The organism is Monashia sp. HAY1-5C (assembly GCF_056755255.1).
The window spans coordinates 1-250 of sequence record NZ_JBPGXG010000581.1; the positions used below are offsets into that span (position 1 = coordinate 1).

General features: G+C 65.6%; 1 protein-coding gene. It reads right to left on the bottom strand.

What is annotated here, in order from left to right; all coding sequences use genetic code 11:
* On the bottom strand, positions 1–250 hold a 250-nt coding region (locus tag ACR9ZK_RS22830), incomplete at both ends, for a citrate/2-methylcitrate synthase (RefSeq protein WP_481344206.1).

Below are 250 nucleotides of genomic sequence, written 5' to 3' on the forward strand. Positions count from 1 at the left end.
ACGCATACGGGTTGGCGCCGGTCGAACCGACCAGGCGCACCGTCGAGGTGGAGGCGTTCTGCTCGTGGTCGGCATGCAGGATGAAGAGCAGGTCCAGCGCCTTGACCACGTCCGGGTTCAGCTCGTACTGGCCATCGGCCGACTCGAATGTCTGCTTCAGGAAGCGGCTGACGTAATCCAGCGAGGTGTCCGGCGTGTTGGCCGGCAGGCCCTTGCCGTGGCGGTAGATCAGCGCCGACAGGGTTGGCAC